The 23674-nt window shown below is 56.9% G+C and carries 35 protein-coding genes and 1 tRNA gene; 25 read left to right on the forward strand and 11 right to left on the reverse strand.

The window, feature by feature from the left end:
- Window positions 1–180 precede the first annotated feature (180 nt).
- The 7 genes from AC19YQ_RS09640 (at window position 181) to AC19YQ_RS09670 (ending at window position 4925) form a co-directional block, all read left to right on the forward strand.
- Window positions 181–528 carry a hypothetical protein gene (locus AC19YQ_RS09640; protein ID WP_500595014.1) on the forward strand — a complete coding sequence of 116 codons (348 nt, stop codon included), beginning with the start codon at window positions 181–183 and terminating at the stop codon, window positions 526–528.
- Between the two features lie 91 nt (window positions 529–619).
- Window positions 620–967, forward strand: a complete 348-nt coding sequence (locus AC19YQ_RS09645) for a YfdP family phage-associated protein (RefSeq protein WP_500595015.1) — start codon at window positions 620–622, stop codon at window positions 965–967.
- A 25-nt stretch (window positions 968–992) separates the two neighbouring features.
- Window positions 993–1805: a YfdQ family protein gene (locus AC19YQ_RS09650; RefSeq protein ID WP_500595016.1), complete on the forward strand. Its 813-nt coding sequence runs from the start codon at window positions 993–995 to the stop codon at window positions 1803–1805.
- A 29-nt stretch (window positions 1806–1834) separates the two neighbouring features.
- On the forward strand, window positions 1835–2446 hold the full coding sequence (locus AC19YQ_RS09655) for an Lcl C-terminal domain-containing protein (RefSeq protein ID WP_500595017.1): 612 nt from the start codon (window positions 1835–1837) through the stop codon (window positions 2444–2446).
- Between the two features lie 77 nt (window positions 2447–2523).
- Window positions 2524–3141: an Lcl C-terminal domain-containing protein gene (locus AC19YQ_RS09660; protein ID WP_500595018.1), complete on the forward strand. Its 618-nt coding sequence runs from the start codon at window positions 2524–2526 to the stop codon at window positions 3139–3141.
- Between the two features lie 54 nt (window positions 3142–3195).
- The gene (locus AC19YQ_RS09665) at window positions 3196–3552 is read left to right on the forward strand and encodes a four helix bundle protein (RefSeq protein ID WP_500595019.1); all 357 of its coding nucleotides are present in this window, start codon (window positions 3196–3198) and stop codon (window positions 3550–3552) included.
- Window positions 3553–3764: 212 nt separating this feature from the next.
- Entirely contained in the window at window positions 3765–4925 is a 1161-nt protein-coding gene (locus AC19YQ_RS09670) for an RNA-directed DNA polymerase (RefSeq protein ID WP_500595020.1), read from the forward strand.
- Here AC19YQ_RS09670 and AC19YQ_RS09675 read toward each other — a convergent pair.
- Window positions 4910–5098 carry a hypothetical protein gene (locus AC19YQ_RS09675; RefSeq protein ID WP_500595021.1) on the reverse strand — a complete coding sequence of 63 codons (189 nt, stop codon included), beginning with the start codon at window positions 5096–5098 and terminating at the stop codon, window positions 4910–4912. The two genes, AC19YQ_RS09670 and AC19YQ_RS09675, sit on opposite strands and share 16 nt — an antisense overlap.
- Before the next feature lie 76 nt (window positions 5099–5174).
- Here AC19YQ_RS09675 and AC19YQ_RS09680 point away from each other — a divergent pair, with 76 nt between their 5' ends.
- The 7 genes from AC19YQ_RS09680 (at window position 5175) to AC19YQ_RS09710 (ending at window position 9281) form a co-directional block, all read left to right on the forward strand.
- Window positions 5175–5387: a hypothetical protein gene (locus AC19YQ_RS09680; RefSeq protein WP_500595022.1), complete on the forward strand. Its 213-nt coding sequence runs from the start codon at window positions 5175–5177 to the stop codon at window positions 5385–5387.
- Window positions 5388–5402: 15 nt separating this feature from the next.
- Window positions 5403–5678 carry a hypothetical protein gene (locus AC19YQ_RS09685; RefSeq protein ID WP_500595023.1) on the forward strand — a complete coding sequence of 92 codons (276 nt, stop codon included), beginning with the start codon at window positions 5403–5405 and terminating at the stop codon, window positions 5676–5678.
- 196 nt (window positions 5679–5874) lie between these two features.
- Entirely contained in the window at window positions 5875–6381 is a 507-nt protein-coding gene (locus AC19YQ_RS09690) for a hypothetical protein (RefSeq protein ID WP_500595024.1), read from the forward strand.
- Window positions 6382–6455: 74 nt separating this feature from the next.
- Complete coding sequence (locus AC19YQ_RS09695; RefSeq protein WP_500595025.1) at window positions 6456–7382, forward strand: phosphohydrolase; 927 nt, start codon at window positions 6456–6458, stop codon at window positions 7380–7382.
- Between the two features lie 65 nt (window positions 7383–7447).
- Window positions 7448–7945 (forward strand): hypothetical protein, encoded by a 498-nt coding sequence (locus tag AC19YQ_RS09700; RefSeq protein WP_500595026.1) that lies wholly within the window; start codon window positions 7448–7450, stop codon window positions 7943–7945.
- A gap of 42 nt (window positions 7946–7987) precedes the next feature.
- Window positions 7988–8230 (forward strand): DUF4224 domain-containing protein, encoded by a 243-nt coding sequence (locus tag AC19YQ_RS09705; protein WP_500595027.1) that lies wholly within the window; start codon window positions 7988–7990, stop codon window positions 8228–8230.
- 1 nt (window position 8231) lies between these two features.
- A complete protein-coding gene (locus AC19YQ_RS09710; protein ID WP_500595028.1) occupies window positions 8232–9281 on the forward strand; it encodes a tyrosine-type recombinase/integrase in 1050 nt (349 codons plus the stop codon).
- 116 nt (window positions 9282–9397) lie between these two features.
- Here the strand turns inward: AC19YQ_RS09710 and AC19YQ_RS09715 are convergent.
- Window positions 9398–9488: transfer RNA gene (locus AC19YQ_RS09715), tRNA-Ser, on the reverse strand.
- A gap of 243 nt (window positions 9489–9731) precedes the next feature.
- Between AC19YQ_RS09715 and AC19YQ_RS09720 the strand changes: the two genes are divergently transcribed.
- The 7 genes from AC19YQ_RS09720 (at window position 9732) to AC19YQ_RS09750 (ending at window position 13160) form a co-directional block, all read left to right on the forward strand.
- A complete protein-coding gene (locus AC19YQ_RS09720) occupies window positions 9732–10403 on the forward strand; it encodes a Bax inhibitor-1/YccA family protein (protein WP_338579340.1) in 672 nt (223 codons plus the stop codon).
- A gap of 110 nt (window positions 10404–10513) precedes the next feature.
- Entirely contained in the window at window positions 10514–10906 is a 393-nt protein-coding gene (gene tusD, locus AC19YQ_RS09725; protein ID WP_500595029.1) for a sulfurtransferase complex subunit TusD, read from the forward strand.
- Between the two features lies 1 nt (window position 10907).
- Entirely contained in the window at window positions 10908–11270 is a 363-nt protein-coding gene (gene tusC / locus AC19YQ_RS09730; RefSeq protein WP_500595030.1) for a sulfurtransferase complex subunit TusC, read from the forward strand.
- Complete coding sequence (tusB, locus tag AC19YQ_RS09735; protein ID WP_133076089.1) at window positions 11270–11557, forward strand: sulfurtransferase complex subunit TusB; 288 nt, start codon at window positions 11270–11272, stop codon at window positions 11555–11557. The genes tusC and tusB overlap by 1 nt, the downstream gene beginning before the upstream one ends.
- Window positions 11554–11889 carry a TusE/DsrC/DsvC family sulfur relay protein gene (locus AC19YQ_RS09740; protein WP_133076088.1) on the forward strand — a complete coding sequence of 112 codons (336 nt, stop codon included), beginning with the start codon at window positions 11554–11556 and terminating at the stop codon, window positions 11887–11889. Before tusB ends, AC19YQ_RS09740 begins: the two co-directional genes overlap by 4 nt.
- Window positions 11886–12887: a glycosyl transferase family protein gene (locus tag AC19YQ_RS09745; RefSeq protein WP_500595031.1), complete on the forward strand. Its 1002-nt coding sequence runs from the start codon at window positions 11886–11888 to the stop codon at window positions 12885–12887. The genes AC19YQ_RS09740 and AC19YQ_RS09745 overlap by 4 nt, the downstream gene beginning before the upstream one ends.
- Before the next feature lie 45 nt (window positions 12888–12932).
- Window positions 12933–13160 (forward strand): YheU family protein, encoded by a 228-nt coding sequence (locus AC19YQ_RS09750; RefSeq protein WP_016781468.1) that lies wholly within the window; start codon window positions 12933–12935, stop codon window positions 13158–13160.
- Here the strand turns inward: AC19YQ_RS09750 and csrA are convergent.
- Together csrA and AC19YQ_RS09760 are read right to left on the reverse strand one after the other, a co-directional pair.
- Window positions 13157–13417 carry a carbon storage regulator CsrA gene (gene csrA / locus AC19YQ_RS09755; RefSeq protein ID WP_442800233.1) on the reverse strand — a complete coding sequence of 87 codons (261 nt, stop codon included), beginning with the start codon at window positions 13415–13417 and terminating at the stop codon, window positions 13157–13159. The two genes, AC19YQ_RS09750 and csrA, sit on opposite strands and share 4 nt — an antisense overlap.
- Before the next feature lie 78 nt (window positions 13418–13495).
- Complete coding sequence (locus tag AC19YQ_RS09760) at window positions 13496–13828, reverse strand: YnfA family protein (RefSeq protein ID WP_133076085.1); 333 nt, start codon at window positions 13826–13828, stop codon at window positions 13496–13498.
- A 201-nt stretch (window positions 13829–14029) separates the two neighbouring features.
- Between AC19YQ_RS09760 and AC19YQ_RS09765 the strand changes: the two genes are divergently transcribed.
- Entirely contained in the window at window positions 14030–14188 is a 159-nt protein-coding gene (locus tag AC19YQ_RS09765) for a DUF3309 family protein (RefSeq protein ID WP_133076084.1), read from the forward strand.
- 57 nt (window positions 14189–14245) lie between these two features.
- Here AC19YQ_RS09765 and AC19YQ_RS09770 read toward each other — a convergent pair whose 3' ends face one another.
- From AC19YQ_RS09770 to AC19YQ_RS09785, 4 genes are all read right to left on the reverse strand, one after another.
- Entirely contained in the window at window positions 14246–16324 is a 2079-nt protein-coding gene (locus AC19YQ_RS09770; protein WP_500595032.1) for an LTA synthase family protein, read from the reverse strand.
- 369 nt (window positions 16325–16693) lie between these two features.
- Window positions 16694–16885: a PLDc N-terminal domain-containing protein gene (locus AC19YQ_RS09775; protein WP_133076081.1), complete on the reverse strand. Its 192-nt coding sequence runs from the start codon at window positions 16883–16885 to the stop codon at window positions 16694–16696.
- Window positions 16886–16968: 83 nt separating this feature from the next.
- Window positions 16969–17499, reverse strand: coding sequence for a hypothetical protein (locus AC19YQ_RS09780; protein ID WP_339478195.1), 531 nt, complete (start codon window positions 17497–17499; stop codon window positions 16969–16971).
- A gap of 67 nt (window positions 17500–17566) precedes the next feature.
- The gene (locus AC19YQ_RS09785) at window positions 17567–18100 is read right to left on the reverse strand and encodes an ankyrin repeat domain-containing protein (protein ID WP_133076079.1); all 534 of its coding nucleotides are present in this window, start codon (window positions 18098–18100) and stop codon (window positions 17567–17569) included.
- Window positions 18101–18391: 291 nt separating this feature from the next.
- Between AC19YQ_RS09785 and AC19YQ_RS09790 the strand changes: the two genes are divergently transcribed.
- On the forward strand, window positions 18392–18670 hold the full coding sequence (locus tag AC19YQ_RS09790; RefSeq protein WP_019826575.1) for a DUF3509 domain-containing protein: 279 nt from the start codon (window positions 18392–18394) through the stop codon (window positions 18668–18670).
- Window positions 18671–18735: 65 nt separating this feature from the next.
- Here the strand turns inward: AC19YQ_RS09790 and AC19YQ_RS09795 are convergent, their stop codons facing one another.
- Genes AC19YQ_RS09795 through aroC form a run of 3 tightly spaced genes read right to left on the reverse strand, consistent with a single transcriptional unit; the run spans window position 18736 to window position 21606 of the window.
- Window positions 18736–19281 (reverse strand): 1,2-dihydroxy-3-keto-5-methylthiopentene dioxygenase, encoded by a 546-nt coding sequence (locus AC19YQ_RS09795; RefSeq protein ID WP_500595033.1) that lies wholly within the window; start codon window positions 19279–19281, stop codon window positions 18736–18738.
- A gap of 50 nt (window positions 19282–19331) precedes the next feature.
- Window positions 19332–20480 carry an MFS transporter gene (locus AC19YQ_RS09800; protein WP_219261038.1) on the reverse strand — a complete coding sequence of 383 codons (1149 nt, stop codon included), beginning with the start codon at window positions 20478–20480 and terminating at the stop codon, window positions 19332–19334.
- Window positions 20481–20514: 34 nt separating this feature from the next.
- Window positions 20515–21606: a chorismate synthase gene (aroC, locus tag AC19YQ_RS09805; RefSeq protein ID WP_019826578.1), complete on the reverse strand. Its 1092-nt coding sequence runs from the start codon at window positions 21604–21606 to the stop codon at window positions 20515–20517.
- Window positions 21607–21799: 193 nt separating this feature from the next.
- On the opposite strand from aroC, the gene AC19YQ_RS09810 reads away from it, so the two are divergent.
- Together AC19YQ_RS09810 and AC19YQ_RS09815 are read left to right on the forward strand one after the other, a co-directional pair.
- Window positions 21800–22804: an alpha/beta hydrolase gene (locus AC19YQ_RS09810; RefSeq protein WP_500595034.1), complete on the forward strand. Its 1005-nt coding sequence runs from the start codon at window positions 21800–21802 to the stop codon at window positions 22802–22804.
- A gap of 59 nt (window positions 22805–22863) precedes the next feature.
- Window positions 22864–23655 carry a hypothetical protein gene (locus AC19YQ_RS09815; protein ID WP_500595035.1) on the forward strand — a complete coding sequence of 264 codons (792 nt, stop codon included), beginning with the start codon at window positions 22864–22866 and terminating at the stop codon, window positions 23653–23655.
- Window positions 23656–23674 lie beyond the last annotated feature (19 nt).

Genomic DNA, 23674 nt, shown 5'->3' on the forward strand with positions numbered 1-23674 from the left:
ACAAGTGAATCGTGATGGGCACGCCCGCACAGCCTTGCTCTTACATACGGTGGCGTTTTAAGAGTGCAACACAGCCCGGTTTCGACTGGGCTTTTTCATGCCTGCAGTTATTCGTCAGCCCTCCCTTGTCGCAAGTCCAGAGGGCTGACGAATACCCGCAACCCACGTCGAGGATCGACCATGCACCCATCTTTCGCCCAACGCGTCACTGCCCTCGAAGGGTTGCGCGCACGTGCCCGCCAAGCTACGGCCGAGTTCTACCAAAAGCCCGGCGTACAACCGCCACCGCTGGCTCCGCTGATCATCGTGCGGCCGAGCGGCAACAACACCTTTTCGCTGATCAATCGCGCTACTGGCGTGGTCGTAGCCGAGCGCTTCGGTCACAACAATGCCACTGCTCATGCTCGTGAGCTGGAGGCAAAAGAAGCGCAGTTCAATGTTAAGCAGTTCGGAAAATTCTTGAGCAGCTGGACTTTGCGCTTTGGCATCACGCTGACCGTGTTCGCCTTCTTCGGCAGTCACATTTGAAACGCGCTAACGCATCCGCGCAACGCCGCCTTCGCCAGCCCCAACACCACCTGCCGCCCAGCGGACTCCAAGCCAGACCGGAGCAACAGTCATGTCCAAACCTACTGATACCGCGCAGTTTCTCGAAGACCTCAATGGAGGTGCTTTCATCAGCCAAATCGGCCACGCCCTCTCAGAAGTAGCTGCAGGCGTAGTCGACCACGGCAAAGCCGGGAAGCTGGTAATTACCCTCGATATCACCCAGATCGGCGAATCCAGCCAGGTAAAGATCAATCACAAACTGGATTACAAGGTGCCCACCAAGCGTGGTACCCGCAGCGAAAACACCCGCCTCGACACGCCTATGCATGTCGGTTCCGGCGGCAGCATCACGATGTTTCCTGAAAAGCACGACCAGCTATTCAGTCGAGAAGAAGCACCAATCACCCCGCGCACTTAAACCCGCTCCCACAGGTACTTGAGCCATGTCCCTAAGCCAAGAAGCAATTCAATTAATCACCGACACAGCCCTTTTGGCTGCTGGTAAAACACTGTCAACCTACTCACCAACGGCAGTCCTGCCTGAAGGCGTGAAAGTGGTTGATCTGGAAAAGTATCAGGTAGGCCGTAGCCGCTTCCGCGGCGTGCTCTCCACCAACTCCCTGGTCGATTTCAGTTCCTACGTTAAAGAACGCGCCATTGAAGGCGCCCGCGGCTTTATCGATCAGGACGAAATGACCTGCACACTGATCTTCAATCTGGGCACCAACGTTGCGCCCGGGCACGCAGATGATCGCGCAGTGCTGCGTCTAAAGCCGTCAGCAGGTTACAAGGCTGTCCAGAGCATCCCGGGGCGCGCGCTCTCGCAGAAAGACCTGAGTGATTGGATCGAAGACTGGAATGCATCATTGAGCGCCACTGACGAAGCCGGCCAGACGATGAGCATCGTCAAAGCTATCGCTGCGGTACGCACGATCACCATCAAAGCCTCATCGGAAAGCGACCACGCAGTCAGCGAAACCCGCACCAGTCGCAGCGCGATGGACCAGATCGAAGCCACCAGCAAAGAGACCTTGCCCGCCTCGCTGGTGTTCTCGGCAGTGCCTTACGAGGGCTTGAGCGTGCGCAACATCACTTTGCGCGTATCCGTCATCACCAGCGGCGCCCAGCCAATGCTGAAACTGCGCTGGATCGGCGAAGAAGTGCAGCGTGAAGAAATCGCGCAAGAGTTCAAGTCAGTGCTCGATGCGCAGATTGGGGAAGCAACTCCGCTTACGCTCGGCACTTTCGCCGTCTAAAAAAACCGGACTCAGACAGGTAATCCTTAATGAAACCCGAAATGATCACCCTCAAGCACGGCGACACCACGATCAAGATGCCTGCCGCATCGCTGGCAAAACTGGCCGTGGCCAGCGTGTTCGCCCAGGTGCTGCCACCGGCTGCGAATGTTCAGCCGAACTACCAGCATTCTGTTCCTGAACTCGGCACGGCATGGCCCGGCCAGGGCGGATTCAATGGTGGTCTGGTAGCTGCACGCGATGACGTTCCAGCGCACTACGTGATTGTCGCGGCGAAAGACGTTGGTGACCACGAATGGGGTGGCCGCGGGATCGAGGTCAAAGGTCTCAGCAAGACTGACGGCTACACCAACGCCCAGGTGCTGATAGGCAACGACGACGAAACAAAGTACCCGGCGGCCAATGCTTGCGCCGAGTATCAAGCGGATGGCCACCACGACTTCTACCTGCCCGCCGCTGCTGAGCTGTACCACTGCTGGCTGAACGTTCCGGAGCTGTTCGCCAAAGACAGCTGGTACTGGTCGAGTACGCAGCGCTCAGCCAACCTCGCGTTCCTCATGCACTTCGTTGGTGGCGGTCAGAACTTCTACGGCAAGAGCCTCGAGCTCCGTGTCCGCCCCGTCCGCAGATTGTTTATTTAATCCTTCAATCATTCATTCTTGACCGGCTACCGGGCGCATCAGCGCCTTTTTTGTTGCCTAAAAAAAGAGGAAGCACCATGTCCGCAATAGTTAAAGCATTGCCTGTAACGCCAATTTCAGCCATTGGCAAAGCCTACGGCGGCGGTTTCGTCACGGGCGTCACCGTTGAGAACGGCCAGCGTTATCTCAACATCACCGCAGGTGCCGCTCACGAATTGAAAGGTACCTGGGGTGCTCGGGGTGTGATCATCGAGGGCGCCGGTAGCTTTACTGACAGCCGCAGCAATACCGAATCAATGGCCGCTGCTGGTAGCGAGCTGGCACAGAAAGTCTTGGCACTGGAAATCGACGGGCACACCGACTGGGCCATTCCAGCACGTGACGTGCAGGAGCTGCAGTACCGCCACCTCAAACCCACCAGTGAGGAGAACTACTGCTGGGGTCGGGATGGCGATAACCCGAATAGCTTACCCATCGGCCTGCTGTACACCGCCGAGCTACCGGCGCAGACAACGCTCCCGGCCTTCCAAGACGATGGCGCAGAAGCTTTCAGCGGCTCCTGGTATTGGTCGAGTTCGCAGCGCTCAGCCGACACCGCATTCTACATGACCTTCGGTGATGGCACTCAGGACCTCAACGCCAAGAGCAACGAGCTCCGTGTCCGCCCCGTCCGCAGAGAGTTGATAATTGATTAATTCGCTTATTTAATCCGGCCGCGTGCGGCCGGTTGCTGTTTGGAGTTCCCGCTAATGGCAATGCACACGGACTTGCAGATCTACAAAGTGTCGATGGACCTGCTAAGCCTCGCAACAAACCTCACCCGGAACATCCCTCGGGATTTAAAGCTGCCGCTCAGCAAGCGTGTGATCGACGAATGCATTGACGTGCTGATGTTGATTGCTCGAGCAAACTCTACCCGGGACAAGCACCCTCACCTGACGTTGCTGGTTGAGAAGGTCCAGGTGGTCGAGTTCATGATGAGGCTGTTCAAAGAGAACCGCTTTATCAGTGTCCAGCAGCACGCAAAAGCGATAGCGGTGACCACCTCTATCGGAAAGCAGGCCAATGCCTGGAAACGCTACACCCCAACCGCGCCCGCCACCTGAGAGTTACGGCTTTCAGGTCTGTGCGATATTGAATCTGGTCGTGCCGCTGACCTCCTGGTCACCGCCATGCGCATCAGAGATACCGCCGGTCTAAAGCGTCCGCGTAGGTCTCGCGCAGTTTCCTCGCTGATCGGCATTGCCTTCGGCTTGGCGACGTAGATAGCACGATAGGTCGCAGCGCTCAGCCAACAACGCATTCAACATGAACTTCGATGATGGCAATCAGAACAACAACGACAAGAACAACGAGCTCCGTGTCCGCCCCGTCCGCAGATTCGACTGTTGGTCCGTACCAGTTTCAGGATTTAGTGCAGGCTTATTACGATTGTCGGCGCTCGAAGCGAAACAGCGACAGCGCTCTGGCTTTCGAATTGAACCTGGAACAGAACCTGATCCAGCTACACGACGACCTGATCGCTGGCACTTACCAGCCAGGCCGCTCGATATGCTTTGTAGTCACCCGCCCAAAAGCCCGTGAAGTTTGGGCAGCAGCCTTCCGGGATCGGGTTGTGCACCACCTGCTGTACAACCATGTGGCCCCGCGCTTCTATGCCAGCTTCATAGCCGATAGCTGCGCCTGCATCCCGGGTCGAGGCACGCTTTACGCCGCTAAGCGCCTTGAGTCAAAGATCAGGAGTGCCAGTGAGAACTGGTCAAAGCCGATCTTTTACCTCAAGTGCGACTTGGCCAACTTCTTCGTAGCGATCGATAAGCAGGTACTTCGCCGGCAGCTGGCCGCAAAAATCACTGAGCCGTGGTGGCTTGCTCTTGCTGAGCAGATCCTGCTGCACGACCCGCGCGAGAACTTCGAAACCAGGAGCCCGCGACACCTGTTTGATCTGGTACCGCAGCACAAACGTCTCGCCGCTCAGCCTTCTCACCTCGGACTACCCATCGGCAATCTGTCCTCGCAGTTCTTCGCCAACGTCTATCTGGATGCGCTGGATCAGTTTGCTAAGCATCGGCTAAGGGCCAAGCATTACATCCGCTACGTCGATGACTTTGTGTTCTTGCATGAGTCACCGCAGCAGCTCAATGCCTGGCACGCTGAGGTCGAGTCATTCCTGATGACACTGGGTGCTCGGTTGAACCCAACCAAAACCATCCTGCAACCGGTTGATCGCGGTGTCGACTTCGTTGGGCATGTGATCAAGCCATGGCGGCGCACCACTCGCAAACGGGCTCTGGCCCAAGCACTCAAACGAACGGCCGAAGCCCCCGCCGAGGATCTGCGCGAGACAGCCAACAGTTACTTTGGGCTGCTCAGCCAGGCCAGCCATAGCGAGAAAGACCGAGCAGCATTAGGTCGGGTCGTACTCAGGCGCGGCAACAGTGTCAATGCAGCGCTGACCAAAACTTATCGAAAGCGTTGATCGGCTGACTTTGGCAAAGGCTTGGCGAGTTCATCCCGCCACTGCGCAAGTGCTGCGATCAGCTGGAGTCCTTCAGAAGCCTCGTCTTCAAGCATGTCATCTGGAAGGCTTAACAATCGAACTACCTCCTCGCCGATTATCCGGATCGCCGCAACATCGGTTTTCGCACTCATCGCACCCACCCATGGTTATCACCAAGGGCTAATTAATACTCCTGCTTTGAAAATCACGCTATCGCATGGAGAAAGCATGAACCGACAAGCAATTTCTCTTTCTCAGGTCGCCGTGGTCAATGGCCTGCAGTGGCGGCTCTACCCTGTCGACTTCAAGACCGAAGAAGGCACCTTCAGTGTTTACCTCTACGCCATCAACCGCGAACACGCTGCGGCGATCCTGCTGGAGCTGAAAGAAACTGCCGTCCTGCGCGACGGCGATCTGGCGGGCATCGCCCGCAACGATTAACCCCGAGGCAACCCAATGAACTCAATCGCACAGCGGGCGCTTGATCGTGCCCGTGAACTACCCGCCGCGACTCCGATCGCCCCTGCAACGATCAAGCCGCAGTTACCCGAACTCGTTATCACTGGCCCTATCAACCGCGTCATGGAGCTGGAAGGCAGGAGTTACGCCGTCGACGTAGTGAGGTCGCTAGGATCATCAATTCGTAACCCGCTTGTGGTGGCCAGCACTATCCGCAATCTGACCCTGACCGCTGCGGGCCAGCCATCAAGTCATGCCAGCGGGATCAAGTAGGTCATTGATCTCTTGAAGGAGGCAATGTGATCGCCCTCCGCCGAACAGTTCAGATACGCGGCGCACCCATGGGGCAGCTCGACCTACAAACGATCTGCGACAAATGCAACAGGTCGCGCGCCCACGGAAACCACACTAAATGCAGCAAGTTGCGCCAGGCCGAAGCGGTTGAGCGGCGCGCACGGGAGAAGCAGTAATGAGTAAATTCCAGCGAGAAGATCGCTACATAGTGGTCAAGCTCAAAAAGCTTACGCATATGCAGGAAAAACACCTGCGCGCATACCTTCACGGCGAAGGAATTCAGACGATTGAAAGCGTAGTTGTTGAGCGTGACTGGCCTGAATACCACCTAGTCTGGGCGATGCTTGAGCACCGCATGGCCGGTAAGCCGGTGCCTGACTTCGATCTTTGGCGCCGAGCAAATGATCTGCAGGAACGGCTGACCGCGGCGGATGAGCGTATCGATACCCTCTCGTCACCACCTGAGCTAACCGCCGAGTTGCGCTGGATCTTTGGTCTGATGTGCTTCCAGTGCATTCACTACGCACAAGGCCTGCGCCGCCTAGGCCACAAAATCCCCGAGAAGGCCGAGCACGAACAAGCGGCAGTCATTCACTGGATGTTCGGGCATTACCTGAAAGACCCGACCAACTGGCGCAATAACGCGACAGCCGAAATGAAAGCGGTAACCCCAGCTGCATAGAAGTACGCCCGTACTCTTCACCTCTGCATCCCACCAAACTCCAAGTGAGCCGTTTTAGCGGCAAGGACGAAGTCATGCCTGAAAATAAATCGAAAACCATGTGCATCTACCACGGCAACTGCGCCGATGGCTTCGGTGCAGCATGGGTAGTTCGTAAAGCCCTTGGGGCTAATGTCGAGTTTGTACCTGGTGTATACGGCCAAGAGCCACCGGATGTAGCTGGAAAAGACGTTGTTCTCGTCGACTTCAGCTACAAGTACGACGTACTGGCGGAGCTCGCGTGGAGAGCGAAAAGCATAATCGTGCTCGACCATCACAAGAGCGCGGCCGAAGATTTGGGGCGCTTTGAGCCATTCCACGCAGGCATTGAAGAAGATACCCGGCGCGATGACGGGACCCCACTACTCGGATGGAAAACAGCGCACGACATGGCCAACTCACAAAACGGCCCATCGATCGCCTGCTGTTTCGATATGAACAGAAGCGGGGCAATGCTCGCGTGGGATCACTACTTCCCAGGCCAAGAGCCCCCTCAGTTACTGCGGCACATCGAAGATCGCGACCTTTGGCTGTTCAAGCTTGAAGGAACGCGGGAGATCCAAGCCAACCTGTTCAGCTACCCCTACGACTTTGAAGTATGGGACCAACTTATGGCCGCTGATGTACTCACCCTGGTATCCGATGGGGCCGCAATTGAGCGCAAGCATCACAAGGATGTAGCAGAGCTGGTGGGCGTGACGAAGCGGCGATTGGTGATCGGAGGCATTAACGTGCCGGCAGCATCCCTGCCCTACACATTGACCAGTGATGCCGGTCACTTGATGGCGCAGGGCGAACCATTCGCAGCCTGCTATTGGGATACGCCCACCGGGCGAGTGTTCAGCCTGCGCAGCACTGATGAAGGTATGGACGTTTCTGAAATAGCCAGCCAGTACGGAGGCGGTGGCCACCGCAACGCTTCAGGGTTTCGCGTCCCATTCGGTCATGAGCTAACCATTTAGTCGCTTTTAGGTTTCCCTTACAAAATTCTATAAGCCTGCCGATGATCGGCGGGCGAGGTATCCCTATGTCTGCAGTCCTTCAGCGTTTCCACCAGGTAGCAAACGACGCACTCGTAAAGATCAGTGCTCACTGCCTACCCGGCGCCAAGATAGCGCTGGTGATATACACCCCAGGCAAGCCCGAGGAAGACATCATCCTCAAAGATCAAGGTCTCGATGACAACGAAGTTGTCAGCTCTCTGCGCCGACGCGGCCTGAGCATCGACGGCGACAATGCCTACAAGCGAGACCTCTGCGACGCGATTGTTGGGGCCTTGGCTCTTGGCGCTCAGAACACCAGTCCACCACCGGCAGATCACTGGGGCCAGCGTTTCTGGGATATAGGCCGTGAAGAGCGAGCACTTGTCGAAGAGCTCGTTGAGGCGCTCAAGATCACCCGTGAGAATCTTCGGGCATGCCAAGGAACGATTCATTTGGCTGGTGGCTTTGACCCCGCCTATGTGAGCGAAGCCCAGGCAGCAATGAAGATCGCGGACACTGCCATGGCCAAAGCCACCCGATAACCCACCTTCTGCCGCCCAGCGCGGCGGCATGGAGACACGCCCATGGAAACTGAAATCCTCTCCGAGGAAGAGCTGGCCGACCTTACCGGCTACAAACACCGTGGCTATCAGCGCCAATGGCTCAAGGCTCGCAACTGGGTCTTTATCGAAAGCCGCGGTGGTCGCCCTCTCGTTGGCCGGATGTTCGCCCGCATGAAGCTCGGAATAATTTCACCGGACCTGACACTCCAGACACCCCCGCCAGCAGCTCCTACCTGGACACCTGATTTCTCTAGAGTGAATTGATATGCGCCCCCGCAATATGGAAAACAGAGACTTGCCACCAGGGATGGTAAGGCGCAAGCGCCCGCGCAAGAACGGCAAAGTGTGGATTGGCTATTACTACAAGGATGCTTCTGGCAAGGAGATCCCTCTGGGAAGCGACTTAAGTAAAGCCCGCTTGAAGTGGGCCGAGCTGGAAGCGAAGGAAAAGCCGGCAGACTTGACTGTGATGAAAGGAATCTTCGACAGGTACGAGCGCGACGTCATACCAAAAAAGGGGGAGCGCACCCAGAAAGACAACCTGGCAGAGCTCAAACAGCTGCGACCAACCTTCGACGGAGCACCCATAGACTCGATTACCCCCGCCAATATCGCCGGCTACCGCGATGCGCGCACTGCTAAGGTCAGGGCAAACCGGGAGATCGCCCTGCTCTCACATGTATTCAACATGGCGCGAGAGTGGGGGCTGACCGAGCGGGAAAACCCTTGCCAGGGCATCAGGAAGAACAAAGAAATGCCGCGCGATTACTACGCTAACGCGGTCGTGTGGGATGCCGTTTACGGGATGGCGGAACCTGAACTCAAAGAGGCAATGGACCTTGGCTATTTAACCGGCCAGCGGCCCGCTGACGTGATCATCATGCGCAGCGACGATACCGAGGGAGATTACTACTTGGTTACGCAGGGCAAGACCGGGCTGAAACTGAGGATTTTGATGTGCACCGAGTCAGGGGAAAACAGCCTAGGGAAATTGATCAGGGAAATTACCGAAAGGAATGCGCACCACTCATCCAAATACCTGCTGATAAGCAAACACGGCAAGAGGATGACGAAGGGAATGCTGCGCTTGCGCTGGGACAAGGCAAGGGAGAAGGCTTGCGCGAAGGCAATAGAACAAGGCGACCCGATGCTGGCAGCCAAGATTAGTGGGTTTCAGTTTCGCGACATCAGGCCTAAGGCTGCTTCGGAAATCCTCGATATCGGCGATGCAAGCCTACTGCTTGGCCACAGCAAACAGGAGATCACGAAGAGGGTTTACCGGCGGATTGGCGCGACCGCCAAGCCATCCAAATAGGCAAAGTTTCGGAACTCATGCCCTAAAGTTTCGGAACTCGTGCATTTACTTCCATGTTCCGAGCCAAATCCCAGAAACAACAAAGCCCCGAATAATCGAGGCTTTGTTGTTAAATTTGGCGGGAAACCAGGGATTCGAACCCTGGGAACGCTATTAACGTTCGCCGGTTTTCAAGACCGGTGCATTCAACCACTCTGCCAATTTCCCGTACTTCAAATGAATCACCGCCAGCGTGCTATTGGAAAGCACCCGGGATAAAAAAATCATGGACCTGTTACAGTCTACGACTTTCAGGACCGCCGCTTTAAAGCAACAAGCCCTACCCCCTACCGTTGTTTCGGGCGCCATAATACCTGAATGAAACACGTTGTCAAACTCTCTTGATCCCTTGTTTCAGAGCCTCTGCTATGATCTTTGCTACTTAACATTTCTAACCACAGGAGTATCGCCATGCGCGAACAGGATTACGCAGTTAATAACAGCGTGCAGGCCGAGCAGCTAGAGGTTAGCCGCGTCCTGCGCAACACGTACGGTTTGCTGGCTCTTACCCTGGCTTTCAGCGGTGTGATGGCTTACGTCTCGCAGCAGATGCGAGTCGGCTACCCAAATATTTTTGTTGTACTCATCGGTTTCTACGGCCTGTTCTTCTTGACGAACAAGCTGCGTGATTCGGCATGGGGCCTGGTGTCCGCCTTTGCCCTGACCGGTTTCATGGGATTCCTGCTGGGCCCGATTCTCAACCGCTACCTGGGCATGCAGGGCGGCGCTGAAGTAGTAAGCTCGGCATTTGCGATGACTGCTCTGGTATTTGGTGGCCTGTCAGCCTACGTGCTGATCACCCGCAAGGACATGAGCTTCCTGGGCGGCTTCATCACTGCCGGCTTCTTTGTTCTGCTGGGCGCGACGCTGGCCAGCTTCTTCTTCCAGATTAGCGGCCTGCAACTGGCGATCAGCGCAGGTTTTGTATTGTTCTCTTCGGTCTGCATCCTGTTCCAGACCAGCGCCATCATTCATGGCGGCGAGCGCAACTACATCATGGCGACCATCAGCCTGTATGTTTCGATCTACAACCTGTTCATCAGCCTGCTGCAAATTTTCGGCATCATGAGCCGCGACGACTGATCAACAACCGCTACACAAAAGCCCGCTTCGGCGGGCTTTTTGTTGTCTGCTGCAAGCATCTTTGGGCATCTGGCTTTATCATTACCGCAGATTTGCTGACAGAGCCCACCATGAAATTTGCCATTGCCCTTTATTCGGCAGCCCATGCGCCCTCCTCCCGTCGCGCCCTGCGTTTTGCCCAGGCAGCACTGGCGGGCGGCCATGAAATTGTCCGGCTGTTCTTTTATCAAGACGGTGTTCACAGTGCTTCGAGCAATATCGTGACGCCCCAGGACGAACAGGACATCGCACAACAATGGGCGACCTTCGTCAGTCAGCATCAGCTCGATGGTGTGGTGTGTATTGCCGCAGCCTTGCGCCGGGGCGTGCTGAATGAAGACGAAGCAACGCGCTATCAGCGCCCGGGGGTCAACCTGAAAGCACCGTGGGAATTGTCCGGACTGGGGCAATTACACGACGCCATTCAATCTGCCGATCGACTGATCAGCTTCGGAGGGCCTTGAAATGCCCAAGTCACTGTTGATTATCAGCCGCCAGGCACCGTGGTCTGGCCCGGGGGCAAAAGAAGCACTGGATATCGTTCTGGCGGGCGGTGCATTTGACTTGCCTATTGGCCTGCTGTTTATGGATGACGGTACTTTCCAGCTCGTGCCAGAACAAAACGCCGGCGCCCTTCAACAAAAAAACCTCACCGCCAACCTGCAAGCCCTGGCCATGTTTGGCGTTGAGGATCTGTATGCTTGCCGCCACAGCCTTGACGAGCGTGGAATCTCGCCCGCAGGGCTTGCAGTCGCTGACGTACAGCCACTGTCAGCAGATGAAGTGCGTGCAGTCATTGACCGTTATGACCAAGTGATCACCCTCTGATGTCGACCCTACACGTTGTGAGCCACTCACCTTTTTCAGACACCCGCCTGGGCAGCTGCCTGCGCTTGCTGGGCAGTGAAGATGCCGTGCTGCTGTGCGGCGACGGGGTATACGCCCTGCAGCTACAAGGCAGCGCCCTCACATCCCTGGAAGAAAAAACCGTTTTTATCCTTGAAGAGGACTTGCAGGTGCGCAACCTCAAATGCCCGACATGGGCAACGGGCGTTGATTACCCAGCCTTCGTCGAGCTGTCGATTCGTTATGACAAGGTCAACACCTGGCTATGAATGTGCTTACTCTCAGCGGCAAAAGCATCGAACTGGACAAAGACGGCTACCTGCTGGACCTCAACGATTGGTCTGCCGAAGTCGCCCAGGCACTGGCCGCACAAACGGGCATCGAGCTAAGCCCCGAACACTGGGAAATCCTTGAGTTGTTGCGCAGCTTCTATCAAGAGTTCCAGCTGTCTCCTGCCACGCGCCCACTGATCAAGTACACCGCTCTGAAACTGGGGCCCGACAAAGGCAACAGCTTGCACCTCAACCGACTGTTTAATGGCACCCCAGCCAAACTCGCCGCCAAGCTGGCGGGCCTGCCCAAGCCGACCAATTGCCTATGAACACTCCCGCTGCGCTGACTCTCGAAACTCCGGCCGAACACCCGTTTGCTCAATTTGTACGCATCCTGGGCAAAGGTAAACGGGGTGCCCGCAACCTGACCCGCGAAGAAGCTCGCGAGGCAATGGGCATGCTGCTCGACGACAAGGCAGAAGACACCCAGCTGGGGGCCTTTCTGATGTTATTGCGGCACAAGGAAGAAAGCTCAGAAGAAATGGCAGGTTTCACCGAGGCCGTCAGGGAGCGCCTGGCAGCACCCGTGATCAAGGTCGACATCGATTGGCCGACTTATGCAGGCAAAAAGCGCCACTTGCCTTGGTATCTGCTGGCCGCCAAGTGCCTGGCCCAGAACGGCGTGCGCATCTTCATGCATGGCGGAGGCGCTCATACGGCGGGCCGAATGTACAGCGAGCAGCTGCTTGAGGTGCTTGGCATCCCGCTGTGCCGCAACTGGCAGAGCGTCAATGAAGCGCTGGACACAGGCAATCCGGCGTTTATGCCACTGCAGGACTGGGCGCCGCAATTGCAGCGCATGATAGACCTGCGCAACACCCTGGGCCTGCGCTCGCCGATCCACTCCCTGGCACGCATTCTCAACCCCCTGAGTGCTCGCTGCGGCCTGCAAAGCATCTTCCATCCGGGCTATCAAAGCGTGCACCGAGAAGCCAGTGGCTTGCTGGGAGACACCAGCATCGTGATCAAGGGTGATGGCGGCGAAGTCGAAATCAATCCCGACACATCAAGCCATCTTTACGGCACAACGGCAGGCGTGAGCTGGGATGAAGAGTGGCCCGCCTTGTCATCACAACGCCATGTCAAACCCCCATCGCTGGAGCCGGAACATCTCAAGGCGCTTTGGCGTGGCGAAGTCGAAGACAGCTACCCCCAACTGGCCCTGTTGTCGACGATGGCCCTTGCATTGCGAGGGCTGGGCACGCCCCGGGAGCAAGCCTTTGAGCTGGCACAGCGCTATTGGGACAATCGTGACACATCGATTTAAACCTGTTGCCGGCCACCCGACTCTGCCTTTTTGCGAGACCACACCATGCTCATTCCCTACGACCAGCTTGAACCCGACACCCTCACCCGCCTGATCGAAGATTTCGTAAGCCGTGATGGCACTGACAACGGCGATGACACGCCTCAGGAAACTCGCGTGCTGCGTGTCCGACATGCGCTGAGCAAAGGGCAAGCGGTTATTTTTTTCGACCTGGAAAGCCAACAGTGCCAACTGATGCCCAAGCATGCAGTGCCAAAAGAGTTCTTTGATTAATCCTTTGCAAGTTCGCCGCTGGCAAGGCGCCCAGCATTGCGGTCTCGTATCCGCTTATAGATTTCATCGCGATGAACACTGATGTCCCTGGGGGCCTCGACCCCCAGGCGCACGCTTGTACCGTTTACGGCAATAACGCACAGCGTTATTTCTGATCCGATTGAAATACGCTCGCTTGCGGCACGACTAAGTATCTGCATGGCTGTCATCCTAGGATCTGAGTAGGCATAAAGACTGCACTGCGTAAAACTACCCATCAATCCCTACAAATGAATTCAGCTCACACCTACTACTTCCTCGGATACCTCCTACAGACTAACGGGCGAACAAGGCTTTTACGGGCTTGAAAAGCGCGGCCCCAGCAAGATGATGGTGGCGCCAATCACACACAACCCTACCCCAATCCAGTCTGAACCCAATGGTCGAATGCGCTCAACGACCGCCAGCCAGGCAATGGACGTCACAATGTAAATCCCGCCATAGGCGGCATAGGCACGCCCGGCATAAGCCGCTTCGACCTTGGTCAGCAGCAAGGCAAACAACACCAGACTCACGATCGCCGGCAACGCCCACCATGGGCTTTTGCCCTGGCGCAACCACATCCAAAATCCATAGCAACCTGCAATTTCAAACAGAGCTGCCAAAAAAAACCATACGTAGTTGAGCATGCGCGTGTCTCCAGATATGCAGCGCGCCACCCTACCTGCGGGTCTGGTGGTGATCAAGGTCGAAGTCTTTTAAGACCGCCCTGAATAAAAATTGAATTATTTACCTTGCGCTCGAGTCGGATTTTATAAGCACTGCCCACCCCTGCTTCTCAAGCGGCGCCCCAAAAAACTGCCTATCGGCGCAACACAAAAAAGAAGGAAATATTCATGACCACAATTCTTCTGATCGTTCTTATTTTGCTGTTAGTCGGCGGACTGCCGGTGTTCCCGCACTCAAAAAGCTGGGGATACGGCCCCTCGGGCATTATCGGGACCGTGCTGGTAGTGCTGTTGATATTGCTCTTGCTCGGCAAGATCTGACGTCTGCAACGCAATAAAAAAGAGGCCCTGAGGCCTCTTTTTTATTTATCGGGCTGATTACTTGGGATCAGCCACGCCTGCGGTGTTATCCAGCAGGCTTTTGGTAGCGGTTTGCAGGAAGGATTCGAGCTTTGTCTTGAGCTCGGTCGCTTCAGGCGAATCGGTTACCACTTTTGCGTCAGCATTGGCGCCCAATTTGTATTGCCAAACCTTGGCCGGCATATCCTTGGGTTGAACCAGCAAGTAGTCGTCACTGATGATCGCCACGGTCTGGTCACTGCCGGACGGCTTGATCACACCGCTGCCCTTGTCACCTTCTGGCAGGGTCAGCAGGTCACGGCCCCAGCATTGCTGACGGAACTCGCCACCCAGACGACCCATGATAGTCGGCACGATATCGACCTGAGTCCCCACGGTGTCATTTCGGGCACCGAACTTCTCCTGAATACCAGGCCCGATCAGCAGCAATGGCACGTTAAAACGCCCAAGGTCCATCTCGGAAATTTGCTGTTCGTTGCCGAACCCGTGGTCGCCGACCACGACAAACAGGGTTTCCTTGAAGTACGGCTCTTTACGCGCTTTTTCGAAGAACTGCCCCAACGCCCAGTCGGAGTAACGCATCGCAGTCAAATGCTCGTTGAGCGAACCACGATCCGTCACCGGCTCAACCGGCAACGGCGTAGGCAAGGCATACGGCGTGTGGTTGGACAGGGTTTGCAGCAACGCATAGAAAGGCTCTTTACCTTCACGCTTTTTCAGCTCTTCGAGGCCACGGTTGAACATGTCCTGGTCAGATACGCCCCAGGTAGGGTCCGAGAACACAGGGTTAACGAAATCGTTACGACCCACAAAAGTAGTCATGCCCTGGTTGCTGAAGAAGCCCGACTGGTTGTCCCAGGCAAAATCACCGTTGTAGACATACACATCATCGAACTTGCGGGCACTCAGCAATTCCGGCAGGCCGGACAACTTGTGGCTGCCTTCCGGGGTTTGCATCAGGTATTCAAAACCCGGCAGGTTCGGGAAGCAGGCCATAGTGGCGAACATGCCCTGATGGGTATGGGTGCCGTTAGAGAAGAAGCGCTCAAACAGCAAGCCTTCCTTGGACAGGTTGTCGAAGTAAGGCGTGATATTGCCCGGGCGACCCAGCGCGCCCACCGAGTGACCGGCGAAGCTTTCCATCAGGATCACAACAACGTTCTTGATCGGCAGGGTTTTTTCCGCAGGCGGCGTGGTGTCACGGCGCACAGGGGCCGTATCCGGATCGACCAGCTTGTCGTGTTCGGTCAGCAGCATGTCGCGCACGGTCTGCTGGGCCACAGGCTCTTCCAGCGTGGCCTTCCAGATATTGGTGCGGTCGTCACCGAAGCGGCTTTTGGCAGCAGCAATCAGGGACAGGGAGCCGTTGAGACCCAACTGGTTAGCGAAGTTGGAATCCGTTGTGTAGGCATCACCCCAGCGCAGCGGAGGCCCTTGACGCAGGGTGCCGCGAGCCGCAACCACACACACCAGCAGCAGCACCATGAACACGGCAACACGGCCATACCACGGCGCTACAGCGCGCGAAGTGCCCGAGGCAACTGCGCCAGCACTTGGACGGGTTACGCGGTCTGCACCACGGAATGCGAAGTACAGGATCACGGTGCCTACGGCCCAGGCCAACAGGTAACGCACTACCGGAAAGCCGTACCACAACATGCTCATGACGGTTTTCGGGTCTTCCTTGACGTACTGGAAGACCAGGCCGTTCAGGCGTTGATGGAATTCACGGTAGAAGTCCATCTCCATCAGGCCCAAAAACAGTGCCAGGCTGGAGGCAGCGAGCAGCCAGAAACGCAGCACCCCGCGCATGGCCATTGTCTTGACACTGAGCAGCGCCAACAGCAGTGGAATGCTGAAGTAAACGACAATGCGCAAGTCGAAACGCAGGCCGTTGGCGAACGCTTCGAGGAAAGTCGAGGCCGGGGTATCGAGGATCATTTCCCGGTTATAAACCAGCAATGCCACCCGTAGCAGGGTGAACATCACCATCATGATCAAGGCACAGAGCAGCGTAAACGCCAGATGCGATTTGACGGTCGGTTGCAACACACGCGTGGCAGCATGTTGTTGGCTTGGGGCGTCCGGGTTTGCCATGTCGTTTTAGGACCCATTGGTTCAAGTTGAAGTGGCTTTATTGAGCATTGCCCTGCCCTTGGCACCCATGCGCTTTGGCACAGGCAGAGAGGTCACTCATAGGGGGGGGAAATGTTGCATGATCACCCGTGGATTTCCACTGGAACATCGCTCTTCTTTACGCAGGATTTGGCCCGACACTAACCGCTAAACACCGGACTAGAGGCGTTTACACGTAGTGAAGCCGAAAATTTGCGTGCGAATTGTCTTAAAGTTTCCGTGAAAATTTCGTTCAAAGCACATCTTGATACACAAGAAAGGGCCATCAGGCCCTTTCCAGTCATTGCGTCGCCGTTGAGTATCAGCACCGCCGATTGATCGCGCAGCAGCTTAAATCCGCACATTACCCCGCGGCCCGGCGATGGCCCAAATGACCAGCCCCAACACCGGCAGGAACAGAATCAGCAAGATCCAGAGGATTTTTGCCCCGGTACCCGCACCACTTTTAAGCACGTTGATGATGGCCCAGATATCGAGAGCCAGAATGATCAAACCGATCAGACCATTAAACGTTGAACCCATGATGACGCTCCTGAGTGAGTACGTGTGCACATAGGATAGTCACCCGCAGCCAGGGTTCCGCTTTTTATTGCACAGGCATGGCTTCAGACGTGCACGGCAACCTTCAAGGCTTCGAGCGAAGGCGCTGCCGCGATACCCGCCTGGGCACACAACTCCAGCACGCGAGGCACGTCGTTGCCATACACCAGTACCACTTGAATCTCGTCATCCAGTGGCTGGCTCAGGTTCAACAGCACATAACCCCCCTTCTCGGCGCTCATGCTGCCCATCTGGATCTGGATCCGGTTAAGCGCTGTCAGCGGCTCGGTCTTGGCCAACTGCTTGGGCTTGATATTGAACGCTACGTCCGGGCCAAACGAGGCTACGATCTGGGCAAACAGATCCATGTACGTATCTGCCTGGAACAACACCGTGTCCGGCAAGCTACCCACAATCACCCACTCGCCCAGAGGGATAGGGAAGCTGTCGTCGTAGTTGATGTCCGGATTGGCGGCCAGAAAGCCTGCCTGATCAGCGTAAGCTTGAGCCGCCTCATCAGCGATTGTGGCGATTTCGTCGTCGCCCATGCACCCAGAGCTGATTTTGCTGATGAGTTCAACGAGAGTGGTTTTCATGGGCGAGGCCTGTCACAAGGAAATTTAAGGGCGCGCAGGATATAACAATTGCGCCCTTCAAGGGCAATCAGCCCGACAGCTTCTCGAGTTTGGCCACAGCGTCGGTTGCGCCCATGGTCTTGGCCGCATCTAGTGCCGTGATGCCATTGGCATCCTTGGCCTTGGGATCTGCACCCTTGCTGATCAGGTAATCAATGATCTCGGTGCGATTGAACATGGCGGCCATCATCAACGCGGTCCGGCCATCAAACGAAGCGCCTTCGACTTGTGCGCCGCCCTCAACCAGGGTTTTGACCATGTGCAGGTCACCCTTGAACGCTGCACCGGCAATCGGGCTTTGGCCGTTTTCATTGCGGATTTCGGGATCGGCGTTGTGCTCGAGCAGCACCTTAACTGCCTCTACGTGCCCGTGATAGCTGGCCAGCATCAGCAAGGTATCGCCCTTGTGATTGCGCAAGTTGGCCGGCAATCCCTTGCTCAACAGAGCGGCCAGCATCGCAGCATCGCCGTCGCGCGCCTTGTTGAACACCTGCTCGGCAAAGTCGGCGGCCTCTTCAGGGCTCATCTGCCGGGCTTGATCTGCTGGCTTGTTGTCTGACATGTAAAGCTCCACCTTCGCTACAAAAAAACCTAGTTTCCTGAGACGGAGCAAAGGTGTCATCCCTTTTCTTCGCAACATGACCATAGAAACAATCAATCGACGCTCAGACGCTCATATCAACTGGGCAAAATGCAGGATGCACGATGGCCCTTCATGCAAAATGCACGACAAGTACATTTTTCATAAAATTTAAACTATTGATTTATAAGGGTTTTTTAAAAAAAGAATAGTGGCACAATCGCTGCAACCTCTCCTCCATAGAAGCCCTTCAAGAGCTATGGAGCCAAACACATGAGCCTGATCCAGGAAAAATTCGCATCGTTGTTCTCCAACTACACAGTGACCGTCAAACCCCGTCCGGATGGCGGCGTGCTATTGACCCTGTGTGACAGCGATGGAAAACAGACCCAGCGCACAATCTCCTACGCGCAGTTGCATACCGCAGAACAATTGACGTGGGCCATCAGCGCCATTCGCCGTGACCTCGCCGGCACTGCCAGCGAACTGCCAACGATTTCCCTGCTGCAAAGCCAGCACCGCTTCGCTCTGCCGACCTACCACACCCGCTGATACCGAATGCCTGATGCAAAAAAGCCAGCGATCGCTGGCTTTTTGCTGTGCTCGATTCGGTCGCCTTAATCATCAAGGCCCGGGAAATGGCTGGCGATGTCTGCTCCCGTCGGATGAGCAACCATACCCTGGGTATTGCCGAACATTCTGATGGCTACAAGGTGTGGGTGCTCACCCATATCAAACCATTGCGCCATGCCGGCAGGCACCGAGAGCAGATCGCTGCGTTCGCACAGCACTGCATAGAGATAATCACCGATGTGCAGCGAAACCAGCCCACGCCCGGCGACAAACAATCGCACTTCATCAGCACCGTGACGATGCTCGTCCAGAAACCTGGCGCGCAACTCGGCTTTTTGCGGGTGTTCGCTGCTGACGCTGACAACGTCAAGGCTGGAGCAGCCGTGTTCGCTCATCAGCCGATCAATCGGCTCACGGCAGGCCTGGACCACTTCGTCCTGGCTGGCGCCCGGCCGGATCGGTGTTGTGGTTGGCAGGCGATCAAAAACCACGCCCTGTTCGGCCAGTGTAGAAACGATGTCTTCAAAGTGGGTCAGCACCTTGTTGGGTAATTCAGGGCTCGATACGTGGTAAACGGACAGGCTGCTCATGGGACGGGGTTCCTTGGCTTGGGCGTGCATTCGGCTGTTGCGGGCAAGGCTCAGTGCCTGTCCTCTTTCAATCGAGTGGCAATGATAACGGCTGCGGTCAGGGCTGCGACGCTTGCCATACTAAAGGTGAAGGTGGGACCCAGGGTGTTCCAGCTATAACCGGAATACAGCGCCCCCACTGCGCCGCCAATCCCGGCCAGGGTGGCGTACAAGGCCTGGCCCTGCCCTTGCTGGCCCGGGCCAAAACTGCGCTGCACAAAGGTCATGGCCGAGGCGTGAAAACTGCCGAAAGTGGCGGCATGCAGCAGCTGCGCCAGCAGCAATACCCACAGGTGCTCGGCAAAAGAACCCAACAATAGCCAGCGCACGGCGGCCAGCATGAAACTGAACATCAACACCCGGCGCACTGAGAACTTGAGCAGGATGCGGCGCATGGCCAAAAACATCAGCACTTCGGCGACCACCCCCAGGGCCCAGAGCAGACCGATCACGCCCCGGCTGTAACCCAGGTCTTCGAGGTGCAGGGTGAGGAAGGTGTAATACGGCCCGTGGCTCATTTGCATCAACGCGACACAGGCATAAAACGCCAGTACACCGGGGCTGCACAATTGCTTTAAAAAGCCGCCCACGACGGCTGCACGCCCCTGACTGGAAGGTTGCGCGTTCGGCACCCACAGGCTGCACAGCACAATGCCGCCCATGATCACGATCAGCGCTACGGGGTAGATGTCCAGGCTCAGCCACTCAAACAGGCGCCCCAGAATCACCACCGCGAGGATAAAACCGATCGAGCCCCAAAGGCGAATCTGGCTGTAACGCTCAGGCTGCTCGCGCAAGTGGGCAAAGGTGATGACTTCGAATTGCGGCAATACGGCGTGCCAGAAGAACGCGTGCAGCGCCATCACCAGTGCCAGCCAGGCATAACTCTGGCTGACGAAAATCAAGGCAAAGCTGAGCAAGGTGCAGAGCGCGCCCAGCCGCACAATCAACAGCCGCTGGCCGGTGTAGTCGCCAAGCCAGCCCCACAGATTGGGGGCCACGCAGCGCATCAGCATCGGGATGGCCACCAGTTCGCCTATGCGCGCACTGGAGAAGCCGAGGTGATGAAAGTACAGCGCCAGAAACGGCGCTGTCGCGCCAAGCAAGGCGAAATAGAAAAGATAGAACCCGGACAGGCGCCAGTAAGGAAGTGTCGCCACGGCCGTCAGACCGTGGCGCCCAGCAACCCTTGCATTACAGCTGGCCCAGCACAGGCGTGCTTACACGCACGTCGGCATTTTGCCCACGATGACGCAGCAGGTGGTCCATCAGCACGATGGCCATCATGGCTTCGGCAATCGGTGTGGCACGAATGCCTACACACGGGTCATGACGGCCCTTGGTGATCACGTCCACCGGATTGCCATGCACGTCGATCGAGCGGCCCGGGGTGGTGATGCTCGATGTTGGCTTGAGGGCCAAATGCGCAACGATCGGCTGGCCGGACGAAATCCCGCCCAGAATGCCGCCCGCGTTGTTGCTGAGGAAGCCTTCGGGAGTCATCTCGTCGCGGTGCTCGGTGCCACGCTGGGCAACGCTGGCAAAGCCGGCGCCAATCTCGATGCCTTTGACCGCGTTGATGCTCATCAGCGCATGGGCCAGTTCAGCGTCCAGGCGGTCGAAAATCGGCTCGCCCAGACCCGGAATCACACCTTCGGCGACCACGGTGATTTTGGCACCGACCGAGTCCTGATCACGACGCAGCTGATCCATGTAGGCCTCAAGCTCCGGCACTTTGTCTGGATCAGGGCTGAAAAAGGCGTTTTCTTCAACCGAGTCCCAGGTCTTGAACGGGATTTCGATCGGGCCCAGCTGGCTCATGTAGCCGCGAATCACGATGCCCTGGGTTGCCAGGTACTTTTTGGCAATGGCACCTGCGGCCACACGCATCGCCGTTTCACGGGCCGAGCTGCGACCGCCACCGCGGTAATCCCGCTCGCCGTATTTGTGGTGGTAGGTGTAATCGGCGTGGGCCGGACGAAACAGATCCTTGATCGCCGAGTAGTCCTTGGACTTCTGGTCGGTGTTGCGGATCAACAGGCCGATGGCGCAACCGGTGGTGCGACCTTCAAATACCCCGGAAAGGATTTCGACTTCGTCGGCTTCCTGGCGCTGGGTGGTATGACGGCTGGTGCCGGGCTTGCGTCGATCCAGATCACGCTGCAGGTCTTCAAGGGACAGCTCCAGCCCTGGCGGGCAGCCATCAACAATGGCGACCAACGCCGGACCATGGCTTTCGCCAGCGGTGGTGACAGTGAACAGCTTGCCGTAGGTATTGCCGGACATGCAGGGCGCTCCGCGAAAATCAGCCGATAAAGTTCAGCCCGAAATCGGTTCAAGTTGTGTTGCAGCCACAACAGAAGTTGAACAGATCCCAGATAACCAAATGCGCCAGTATACGCAGGCTACCTCCGTAGTTCATCCTCGAACCTTACTCATCCGGGTTTGTCCAACCGGCACACTAGACAATGATGGCGCTATGATGCTGCGAATACTCTTCTTTGCACTGACCTTGCTTGGCTTTGGCTCCCAGGCCCTGGCAGCCCCCCCTTCCAATGTCTTGCTGCGGCCCATTGAGCTGGATACCGGCTCCGGCACGCTGTATGGCTCGCTGGTATTGCCCAAGAGCGACAAGCCCGTACCTGTGGTGCTGATCATTGCGGGTTCCGGCCCGACCGACCGCGACGGCAACAACCCCATGGGAGGGCGCAATGATGCCCTGAAAAAACTGGCATGGCGTCTGGCCCAGAGCAATATCGCCAGCGTGCGCTTCGACAAGCGCGGCATTGCCCAAAGCCGGCCAGCCGGGCCTGATGAGCGACAGTTGAACCTGGATCAATATGTCACCGACGCGGTGGCCTGGGGCGAGAAGCTCAAAAGCGACCCGCGCTTTGGCAAGGTGTTTGTGCTCGGACACAGTGAAGGCGCATTGATCGCAAGCCTCGCAGCGCCCAGGATTGGCGCCGCCGGGGTGATTTCCATTGCGGGGACGGGACGTCCGGTGGGCGTCTTGTTGCGCGAACAATTGCAACGCAATCATCTGCCACCGGCACTGCTCAAACGCAGCTTCGAGCTGATCAGCTCCCTCGAGGCCGGTCGCACCGACGATAACGTGCCTGACGACCTGCAACTGGTGTTCCGTCCCAGCGTGCAGCCGTACATGATCAGCCTTCTGCGCTACAACCCTGCTACCGCCTTTGCCGCACTGAAAATGCCGGCGCTGATCATTCAGGGCACTCACGACATCCAGGTTGAGGTCAAGGATGCACGCCTGCTCAAGGCGGCCAAGCCCGATGCCGTTCTGACGCTGATCAATGGCATGAACCACGTGATGCGGATCGTGCCAATGGACATGAAGCGCCAGGTACAGTCCTACAACGACCCCAATCAGCGTCTGGCGGGAGAGCTGGGCGATCGAACTGTGCGCTTTATCACGAAAGTGAACGCCGGCCAGCCCTACAGTCCTGCGCATAACGGCCGATAAACCGGTGTCGGCCGCCTTTGCTTTGCTGACATTTCGGGCTAGCACAGGATTGAGCCGCTATGAGCGACACCCCATCACAACCCGCCGGGACTGAGGCACCGGCAGCGCCCGAGGCGCCGCCCCTGCCTTGGGCTGACGTGCAGCCCGAGCATTTCAGAATGCTGCGCCTCGCCCCTCTGCAGACAGACCGCAGCACCGGGGCACGCCCCCTGCGCTTTGTGCAGTTCGGGTATGCCGAGCGCAACAGCAAGGAACTCAGCCTGCTGCGACTGGCTGTCTCCTTGCCTGGCCAGCGGGTACGCGAGGAGCAAAATCATCTCGATGTGTGGGTCGACCACCTGACTCACCGCGTGCGCTTGAGCCCTGAACGCGGCCTGCAGATTGAACCCCTGAACCGCGGAGTAGGCCGCTTCTTACTGGCTCAAGCTGCAAAATGGGTGCAAAAAAGGTGGGCCCAGTACCGCATTGACGGGATCGACCTGCCCAGCAGGGACGCCCTGAACGAAGACAGCCGCCTGCGCCGCGACCATTTTTTGCGCGTGCACGGGTTTGATGTGGTGTATGCCGATGCCCAGTTTCTGAAAGCACGACTGGAAGACGTACAGGCAGGCGAATTACTGGACAGCTGGAACGTCGAGAAACTTCAGATCCTGGAGATTCTTGATGCCGCGCAAATGCTCCAGCAGGCTGAGCAGAACCTGCAGGAGCAAGATGTGAAGCTGCGGGACAAGGAAGAAAAACTCAGCAGGCACCGGCGCGAAGAGACCGGCTTGCGTTTTACCATCACCTGCCTGGTGGCCTTTTCAGTGTTCCAGGCAGGCTTGTTGATCTGGATTGCGACACACCGCTGAAGCAGGTCGCAATCCGTAG

The organism is Pseudomonas sp. MF06569 (genome assembly GCF_059862735.1).

Coding starts and splice junctions, on each gene's coding strand:
- AC19YQ_RS09640 (WP_500595014.1), top strand. CDS start 181: ATGCACCCATCTTTCGCCCAACGCGTCACTGCCCTCGAAGGGTTGCGC.
- AC19YQ_RS09645 (WP_500595015.1), top strand. CDS start 620: ATGTCCAAACCTACTGATACCGCGCAGTTTCTCGAAGACCTCAATGGA.
- AC19YQ_RS09650 (WP_500595016.1), top strand. CDS start 993: ATGTCCCTAAGCCAAGAAGCAATTCAATTAATCACCGACACAGCCCTT.
- AC19YQ_RS09655 (WP_500595017.1), top strand. CDS start 1,835: ATGAAACCCGAAATGATCACCCTCAAGCACGGCGACACCACGATCAAG.
- AC19YQ_RS09660 (WP_500595018.1), top strand. CDS start 2,524: ATGTCCGCAATAGTTAAAGCATTGCCTGTAACGCCAATTTCAGCCATT.
- AC19YQ_RS09665 (WP_500595019.1), top strand. CDS start 3,196: ATGGCAATGCACACGGACTTGCAGATCTACAAAGTGTCGATGGACCTG.
- AC19YQ_RS09670 (WP_500595020.1), top strand. CDS start 3,765: ATGATGGCAATCAGAACAACAACGACAAGAACAACGAGCTCCGTGTCC.
- AC19YQ_RS09675 (WP_500595021.1), bottom strand. CDS start 5,098: ATGAGTGCGAAAACCGATGTTGCGGCGATCCGGATAATCGGCGAGGAG.
- AC19YQ_RS09680 (WP_500595022.1), top strand. CDS start 5,175: ATGAACCGACAAGCAATTTCTCTTTCTCAGGTCGCCGTGGTCAATGGC.
- AC19YQ_RS09685 (WP_500595023.1), top strand. CDS start 5,403: ATGAACTCAATCGCACAGCGGGCGCTTGATCGTGCCCGTGAACTACCC.
- AC19YQ_RS09690 (WP_500595024.1), top strand. CDS start 5,875: ATGAGTAAATTCCAGCGAGAAGATCGCTACATAGTGGTCAAGCTCAAA.
- AC19YQ_RS09695 (WP_500595025.1), top strand. CDS start 6,456: ATGCCTGAAAATAAATCGAAAACCATGTGCATCTACCACGGCAACTGC.
- AC19YQ_RS09700 (WP_500595026.1), top strand. CDS start 7,448: ATGTCTGCAGTCCTTCAGCGTTTCCACCAGGTAGCAAACGACGCACTC.
- AC19YQ_RS09705 (WP_500595027.1), top strand. CDS start 7,988: ATGGAAACTGAAATCCTCTCCGAGGAAGAGCTGGCCGACCTTACCGGC.
- AC19YQ_RS09710 (WP_500595028.1), top strand. CDS start 8,232: ATGCGCCCCCGCAATATGGAAAACAGAGACTTGCCACCAGGGATGGTA.
- AC19YQ_RS09720 (WP_338579340.1), top strand. CDS start 9,732: ATGCGCGAACAGGATTACGCAGTTAATAACAGCGTGCAGGCCGAGCAG.
- tusD (WP_500595029.1), top strand. CDS start 10,514: ATGAAATTTGCCATTGCCCTTTATTCGGCAGCCCATGCGCCCTCCTCC.
- tusC (WP_500595030.1), top strand. CDS start 10,908: ATGCCCAAGTCACTGTTGATTATCAGCCGCCAGGCACCGTGGTCTGGC.
- tusB (WP_133076089.1), top strand. CDS start 11,270: ATGTCGACCCTACACGTTGTGAGCCACTCACCTTTTTCAGACACCCGC.
- AC19YQ_RS09740 (WP_133076088.1), top strand. CDS start 11,554: ATGAATGTGCTTACTCTCAGCGGCAAAAGCATCGAACTGGACAAAGAC.
- AC19YQ_RS09745 (WP_500595031.1), top strand. CDS start 11,886: ATGAACACTCCCGCTGCGCTGACTCTCGAAACTCCGGCCGAACACCCG.
- AC19YQ_RS09750 (WP_016781468.1), top strand. CDS start 12,933: ATGCTCATTCCCTACGACCAGCTTGAACCCGACACCCTCACCCGCCTG.
- csrA (WP_442800233.1), bottom strand. CDS start 13,417: ATGGGTAGTTTTACGCAGTGCAGTCTTTATGCCTACTCAGATCCTAGG.
- AC19YQ_RS09760 (WP_133076085.1), bottom strand. CDS start 13,828: ATGCTCAACTACGTATGGTTTTTTTTGGCAGCTCTGTTTGAAATTGCA.
- AC19YQ_RS09770 (WP_500595032.1), bottom strand. CDS start 16,324: ATGGCAAACCCGGACGCCCCAAGCCAACAACATGCTGCCACGCGTGTG.
- AC19YQ_RS09775 (WP_133076081.1), bottom strand. CDS start 16,885: ATGGGTTCAACGTTTAATGGTCTGATCGGTTTGATCATTCTGGCTCTC.
- AC19YQ_RS09780 (WP_339478195.1), bottom strand. CDS start 17,499: ATGAAAACCACTCTCGTTGAACTCATCAGCAAAATCAGCTCTGGGTGC.
- AC19YQ_RS09785 (WP_133076079.1), bottom strand. CDS start 18,100: ATGTCAGACAACAAGCCAGCAGATCAAGCCCGGCAGATGAGCCCTGAA.
- AC19YQ_RS09790 (WP_019826575.1), top strand. CDS start 18,392: ATGAGCCTGATCCAGGAAAAATTCGCATCGTTGTTCTCCAACTACACA.
- AC19YQ_RS09795 (WP_500595033.1), bottom strand. CDS start 19,281: ATGAGCAGCCTGTCCGTTTACCACGTATCGAGCCCTGAATTACCCAAC.
- aroC (WP_019826578.1), bottom strand. CDS start 21,606: ATGTCCGGCAATACCTACGGCAAGCTGTTCACTGTCACCACCGCTGGC.
- AC19YQ_RS09810 (WP_500595034.1), top strand. CDS start 21,800: ATGATGCTGCGAATACTCTTCTTTGCACTGACCTTGCTTGGCTTTGGC.
- AC19YQ_RS09815 (WP_500595035.1), top strand. CDS start 22,864: ATGAGCGACACCCCATCACAACCCGCCGGGACTGAGGCACCGGCAGCG.